7 protein-coding genes and 1 rRNA gene are annotated in these 6,666 nt (G+C 69.4%); all 8 read left to right on the top strand.

What is annotated here, in order from left to right; genetic code table 11:
* Positions 1-91, top strand: a 5S ribosomal RNA gene (gene rrf, locus ABZ893_RS25895); the annotation flags it as partial.
* A 70-nt stretch (positions 92-161) separates the two neighbouring features.
* Entirely contained in the window at positions 162-806 is a 645-nt protein-coding gene (locus ABZ893_RS25890; protein WP_361407775.1) for an HAD family hydrolase, read from the top strand.
* A 119-nt stretch (positions 807-925) separates the two neighbouring features.
* Entirely contained in the window at positions 926-2,149 is a 1,224-nt protein-coding gene (locus ABZ893_RS25885) for an MFS transporter (protein ID WP_361407773.1), read from the top strand.
* Positions 2,100-3,275: an acetoin utilization protein AcuC gene (locus tag ABZ893_RS25880; protein ID WP_361407771.1), complete on the top strand. Its 1,176-nt coding sequence runs from the start codon at positions 2,100-2,102 to the stop codon at positions 3,273-3,275. Before ABZ893_RS25885 ends, ABZ893_RS25880 begins: the two co-directional genes overlap by 50 nt.
* Before the next feature lie 713 nt (positions 3,276-3,988).
* Positions 3,989-4,804: a phosphatase gene (locus tag ABZ893_RS25875; RefSeq protein WP_361407769.1), complete on the top strand. Its 816-nt coding sequence runs from the start codon at positions 3,989-3,991 to the stop codon at positions 4,802-4,804.
* Positions 4,805-4,933: 129 nt separating this feature from the next.
* Positions 4,934-5,146, top strand: coding sequence for a helix-turn-helix domain-containing protein (locus ABZ893_RS25870; protein ID WP_361407767.1), 213 nt, complete (start codon positions 4,934-4,936; stop codon positions 5,144-5,146).
* Positions 5,147-5,266: 120 nt separating this feature from the next.
* Positions 5,267-5,365 carry an AURKAIP1/COX24 domain-containing protein gene (locus ABZ893_RS25865; protein ID WP_003948845.1) on the top strand — a complete coding sequence of 33 codons (99 nt, stop codon included), beginning with the start codon at positions 5,267-5,269 and terminating at the stop codon, positions 5,363-5,365.
* A gap of 238 nt (positions 5,366-5,603) precedes the next feature.
* The gene (locus ABZ893_RS25860; protein WP_361407765.1) at positions 5,604-6,662 is read left to right on the top strand and encodes an NAD-dependent epimerase/dehydratase family protein; all 1,059 of its coding nucleotides are present in this window, start codon (positions 5,604-5,606) and stop codon (positions 6,660-6,662) included.
* Positions 6,663-6,666: the final 4 nt, after the last annotated feature.

Raw genomic sequence — 6,666 nt, 5'->3', positions numbered from 1 at the left:
GCCCGGTTACATTCCGAACCCGGAAGCTAAGCCTCACAGCGCCGATGGTACTGCAGGGGGGACCCTGTGGGAGAGTAGGACGCCGCCGAACTAATATTGATGAAAAGCCCCGTGCCATTCGGCACGGGGCTTTTCTGCGTTTGGGCCTCTAAAGTCGGGTCATGCGATACGACCTGGTCCTCTTCGACAATGACGGCGTTCTCGTCGACAGCGAGCCGATTTCTAACAAGCTCCTCGCCGCTTATCTCACCGAGCTTGGTCACCCCACCTCGTACGAAGACTCCCTCAGGGACTACATGGGTGCCGCCATGCACCGCATTCACGACCTCGTCGAGGAGCGGACCGGACAGCGGTTGCCTGAAGACTTCGATGACGTCTTTCACGGGCGGGTGTTTGCCGCTTTCGAGCGTGAACTCGAGCCCGTGCCTGGAGCTGTCGACGTACTCGACAAACTCACCGCGGACGGGGTCCCGTACTGCGTGGCCTCTTCGGGTAGCCATGAGCGGATTCGGGTCGGGCATCGCAAGACCGGGCTCGACAAGTGGTTCGACGGCGGGCGGATTTTCAGTGCGCAGGACGTCGGGCGGGGGAAGCCGGCGCCGGATCTCTTCCTCTACGCGGCTCAGCGCATGGGTGTGGCGCCGGACAGGTGCGTGGTCGTGGAGGACAGCCTGCTTGGCGTACAGGCCGCTGTAGCGGCCGGAATGGACGTGTACGGGTTCACCGCCATGACGCCGGCGGACCGGCTCGCCGGAGCGACCGGAATTTTCGGCGATATGCGGGAGTTGCCCGGTCTGCTCGCCTGACCTCCTGCTGGGTCGTTGCTGCTGTGAATGCCCTGCGCAACCGCTGTTTTCCGAGATCCTTCAAGATCCTTCGAGAACTATCTACCCATGAGTAGTTTTGGCGCTTACGCTGTGCGGCCATGACAGAAGTGCTGCGGCGTGGCAGAGGCTCGCTGGCGTTCAGTTTCTTTGTGCAGGGTGTCGCGTTCGCGCTCCTGGTGACCCGAATCCCGGCGATCCAGGATCAGTACGGGATATCGGACGGGCTGCTGCCCGTGTTCCTGGCTGCCGTGCCGATCCTGGCCGGCGTCGGCAGTGTGGTCACCGAGAAACTCGTGAAACGGGTGCGGCCGAGCCGCGTCCTGAGGTGGTCCCAGCCCGTCGTGCTGCTCGCCCTGCTCGGTGCGGGGTCGGGGGACACGATGTGGCAGGCGGCCCTGGCGCTGGGGGCGTTCGGGCTCTCGGTCGGGGCGCTCGACGCGTCGATGAACATGCTCGGCGTGAGCCTGCAGCGGGCGTACGGGCGCAGCATCATGCTCGGGTTCCACGCGGCGTACAGCCTGGGTGGGATCGTCGGGGCGTCGCTCGCCTGGGTGGGGGCGCACTGGCAGCTTTCGCTGTTCGTGTCGTACCTGCCGGTGGTCGTGCTGCTGTTGCCGGCCGCCTTTGTGGGGAGCCGCTGGTACGTCGACGGGGACAGTGCGGCCGGTGACGGCGTGGACCTGGACAAGGGTTCCGCGGGCGGGACCGTGGTCTTCAAGATGCTGCTGCCGCTGTGCCTGGTGATGACGTTCGCGTACATCGGGGACTCGACGGTTTCCAACTGGAGTGCGAAGTACCTCCAGGACGTGCTGGGCAGCTCGGAGCAGCTGTCCACGGTTCCGTACAACGTCTACATGGTGATGACGCTCGTGGGGCGCGCGCTCGGGGATCTCGGGGTGCGGAAGTTCGGGGCGGTCGTCGTGGTGCGGTTCGGGGCCGTGGTGGCGGCTGCCGGGTTTGCGGTTGTGGCGGCGGCGCCGGGGGCCTGGGTGGGGATGCTCGGCTTCACGCTGTTGGGGCTCGGGCTGTGCGTGATCGTGCCGCAGACGTTCGCGGCGGCGGGCCGGCTCTTCCCGAACGCATCGGACTCGGCGATCGCCCGGCTGAATGTCTTCAACTATGTGGGCTTCCTTGTTGGTTCGCCCCTTGTGGGAGCTCTGGGCGATGCGTGGAACTATCGCGGGGCCATGCTCGTTCCGATGGTGTTGGTACTCGTCACACTCGTGTACGCCCGGTCCTTCGCCCCCGGAGCGGACCGATACGGTGACGGGCATGAGCGGCCGCGCACAGTTGATGTGGGACGAGGCAGTAACGGGCTATGACTTCGGCCCGGATCACCCGATGGATCCGGTCCGGCTGGCTCTGACGAGGAGTCTCGTCGGGGCACTTGGGCTCGATCGTGAGGTGGAGGTCGTCGCCGCCAAGCCGGCGGGCGAGTCGACGCTGCGCCTCGTGCATCGCGAGGACTACGTGGAGGCGGTCAAGGCCGCCTCCGCCGATCCGGCGTCGGCGGATGGGAGCTACGGCCTCGGGACGCCCGACGACCCGGCCTTCGCGGGGATGCACGAGGTGTCGGCGCTGATCGCCGGTCAGTCCGTGGGCGCGGCGGAGGCCGTGTGGCGGGGTGAGGTGCTGCACGCGGTGAACTTCGCGGGCGGGCTGCACCATGCGATGCCCGGCGCTGCCTCCGGGTTCTGCATCTACAACGATGCGGCGCTGGCCATCGCGCGTCTGCTGGAGCTGGGCGCCGAGCGGGTGGCGTACGTCGATGTGGACGTGCATCACGGGGACGGGGTGCAGGCGGCGTTCTGGGACGACCCTCGGGTGCTGACCATCTCGCTGCACGAGCATCCCCGGACGCTGTTCCCGCAGACCGGGTGGCCTGAGGAGACGGGCGCGGACGGTCCGGCCGAGGGGTCGGCGGTCAATGTGGCGCTGCCGGCGGGGACGGGGGACGCGGGGTGGCTGCGGGCCTTCCACGCCGTGGTGCCCGAGCTCCTCGCGGAGTTCGGGCCGCAGGTCCTGGTGACCCAGCACGGGGCCGACACACACTTCGAGGACCCGCTGGCACACCTCGCGGTGTCGCTCGACGCGCAGCGGGCCGTGCAGGTCGCGTGCCACGACCTGGCGCACACATACGCGGACGGGCGCTGGGTCGCGCTGGGTGGCGGCGGGTACGCGGTGGTGGACGTCGTGCCGCGATCCTGGTCGCATCTGGTGGGGATCGCCGCCGGGCACGAGGTGGCGCCGGAGACGGTGATTCCGGAGAGCTGGCGGCAGGAAGTGTTCGCGCGGACACGGCAGTTGGCGCCCACGCGGATGACGGATGGGCGATGGCCGGTCGCGTACCACGAGTGGGAGTCGGGGTACGACCCGGCGGACCGGCTCGACCAGGCGGTCCTGGCGACGCGGCGCGCGGCGTTCCCGCTGCGTGGGCTGCTGGCGTAGGGCACCGCCTGGCCTGCGGCGCGGGCGGCCTGTGAAGTGCGCGGCGGCACTGCGGGCCCCGGCCAGATGGACCGCCGGGTGGTTCGCGGCGTCACACCGTTGGCCTGGGCCTGGGCTAGGCGGGCCGCCGGCGAGGCGTGCGGCGTCGCCACGGGCCCCGGCCGGACGGACTGCCGAGTGGTGCATGGCGTCACCACGGGCACCTGCCCAGACGGCCGGGTGGTGCATGACATCACGATGGCCCCTGGCCACGCGGGTCTTCGGCGAGGTGTGCGGCGTCACCACGAGCCCCGGCCACGCGAGCCGCGGGAGCGCACGGCCTCATCGCGGGCCCACGCCAGACACCCCGCCAGCAAGGCGTCACCACAACCCCCACCCAGACGCCCGGCTGGCAAGACTCACGCCGTCACCATGTCCCCCGCCCAGACGGATCGTCGGCGAGGTGCCCGGCAGCACACCATGGGCCCACGCCAGACGCGCCACCGCCGGCAAGGCGCAAGGCGTCACCACAGCCGCCACCCAGACGCGCCACCGCCGGCAAGGCGCACAGGCGTCACCACAGCCCCCACCCAGACACCCCGCCGACGAGATACGCCAGGCAGCGGCGCCCCATACCGGCTGGCGCCCGCGCAGCACGCCCCCCGTTACGCCAAGAGTGCGGTTTTCCCCGGTTTTTGGGGTGGCCGGGATCCCAATACGTAAGCATCACAAGCGTGTTGAGCACCGGAGCGTTGCGAGCGCATCTGTTGGCCGCCCGCCTGGCCGGGCCCGTGGCGACGTCTCGCGAGGAGAGTCTGCGCAGTTATCGGCTCTTCGCGGCGCGGGACCCCCGGATACTGCTCGGCCTGGACCCCGAGTGGAGCTGGGGTCAGCGGGAGCTGCTCGCGCTGATGGCGGACAAGTGCGGGGTCTCGGACGATCCACGGCACACGACAGGCCACGATGTGATCGATCCGGAGCGGACCCTGGCGGCGCTGGACGCGTTCGCGAAGCGGCTCGGTGAGGCCGCGCGGAATCGCGTTCCGGTGCTGTTCGGGACGGGGCACCCGCATCGGCTCCTCGGTTTCTACGCCGCGTTGGCGGACGCCCTGTCGGCGGCGGGATGCCCTGTTCTCACCCCCGCGCAGGGTGAGAGTGTCGACATAACGACCCGGTTCGGACTACGTACGTACAGCCTCGACTACGTACGAGGAGTTGCGCTGGTGCGGGAGCCCGGCGCGCGGGTGGCCGGGAGTGAGCCAGGCGCACACACCCACTCGCCGCTGCCGGTGCGCACCGCCCTCGCGGCGGCCGCGCAGGCCGGCGGACGGCTGCCGGAGCTGGTCGTGGGTGACCACGGATGGGTCTGCGGCGCAGGTCAGTTGGGGTTCGACGCGATCGGGCTCGCGGACACGGACGATCCGGCGCTGTTCGTGGGGGAGGCCGAGGGTCAGGTGTCGGTGGTGGTGCCGCTAGACGATGCCGTCCGGTCCGACTACTACCGGCCGCTCACTCGCTATGTACTCAATCGAGCGTGTCTGTCACAGTAGGCGGCCATACGCTGCTCCTCTTCCCCACTCGCACCACACGCCCCTACTCTGGGGAGTGAGCACGCAACGACGTTGAGTCACCGGAAGGGGAAGCCGGTGGCCGTCGAGTGCGGAAGGTTCAGGTGTGTCATGGCTGCTGCTGAGAGTAGGCCTCTGAACGAGGTGCAGTTCCTTACCGTGGCGGAAGTCGCCTCGGTGATGCGAGTCTCGAAGATGACCGTGTACCGGCTGGTGCACAGTGGTCATCTGCCCGCCATCCGGGTCGGAAGGTCCTTCCGCGTCCCGGAACAAGCGGTTCACGAGTACCTCCGCGAGTCCTACGTGGGGGTGGGGACGGCCTGACGGCATCCTTCGGGATCCCTCGATTACGGGCTCAGCGCTGGGCCGGGTAGGCTAGGCCGACGTAGGTCGTGTGGGCCCAGACGCCCCGCACCGAGTGAAGAGAAGTGAGCGAGGGTAGTCGTGGGCTCTGTTATTAAGAAGCGGCGTAAGCGGATGGCCAAGAAGAAGCACCGCAAGCTGCTGAAGCGCACCCGCGTGCAGCGTCGCAACAAGAAGTAAGCGACCGCTGTATCAAGCGCGAGCTGTGGCCCCTCCACCGTCCGGTGGAGGGGCCACAGTCGTTCCAGGGGTCTTTGTCGTTCCAGGAGCTTTGTCGTTCCCGGGGCCTTTGCCGTTTCCGGGCCTTTTCGGGCCGCGTGGTCATCACAGCGCAACATCCAGCCGCTAACGTGAGGCCAGAGCCTGGCGGCGCGGAACGGGGGCGTGGCAGGGCTGCGAGGGAAGGTAGGCGCTGATCTTGGGCAAGGTCGTGCTCGTGACGGGGGTGGCCCGGCAGCTGGGGGGCCGTTTCGTGCGGCGGATCCAGCGTGACCCCGACGTGGACCGGGTGATCGGCGTGGACGTGGTGGCGCCCGCGCATCAGCTGGGGAGCGCCGAGTTCCTGAGGGCGGACATAAGGCAGCCCGCGATCGCCCGGGTGCTCGCCGAGCACGCCGTCGACACGGTCGTCCATCTGGACGTCACGGGCACCCCGCTGGCCGGCGGCGGCCGGGGCTCCGTGAAGGAGACCAACGTCATCGGCACGATGCAGCTGCTCGGCGCGTGCCAGAAGTCGCCGGCGGTGAAGCGGCTCGTGGTGAAGTCCAGTACGAACGTGTACGGGTCCGCGCCGCGCGACCCGGCCGTGTTCACCGAGACGACGCCGCCCAAGTCGCTGCCCAGCGGCGGCTTCGCGAAGGACACCGTGGAGGTCGAGGGGTACGTGCGCGGGTTCGCCCGGCGCCGGCCCGATGTCGCGGTGTGCGTCCTGCGGTTCGCGAACATCCTCGGCCCCGCCGCCGATTCGCCGCTCGCCGAGTACTTCTCGCTGCCGGTCCTGCCGACCGTCCTCGGCTACGACCCGCGGCTGCAGTTCGTGCACGAGGACGACGTCGTCGAGGTGCTGCGGATCGCCTCGCGCGAACCGGCGCGCGGCACGCTGAACAGCGGCACGTTCAACATCGCCGGTGACGGGGTGCTGCTCCTGTCGCAGTGCTCGCGCCGGCTCGGGCGGCCCACGGTCCCGGTGTTCCTGCCCGCCGTGACCTGGGTGGGATCCGCGCTGCGTACGCTGGGCGCGACGGACTTCTCACCCGAGCAGATCAGGCTGCTCACGCACGGGCGGATGGTGTCGACGACCCAGATGCGCGAGACCCTGGGGTACCGGCCCGCGTACACGACGGCGGAGACCTTCGCCGACTTCGTGCGGAGCCGCGGGCCCGGACTGCTGCCGCCGGAGGCCCTCGCGGGGGCCGTCGACCGGATCGCCGCGCTGCCCTTCCTGGGCGGCCACCCCCCGACGCAGAGCGCCAGCTGAGGAG

It is taken from the genome of Streptomyces sp. NPDC046821 (assembly GCF_040645335.1).
Classification (GTDB): Bacteria; Actinomycetota; Actinomycetes; order Streptomycetales; family Streptomycetaceae; genus Streptomyces.
This window is presented reverse-complemented; position numbering and strand designations above follow the sequence as displayed.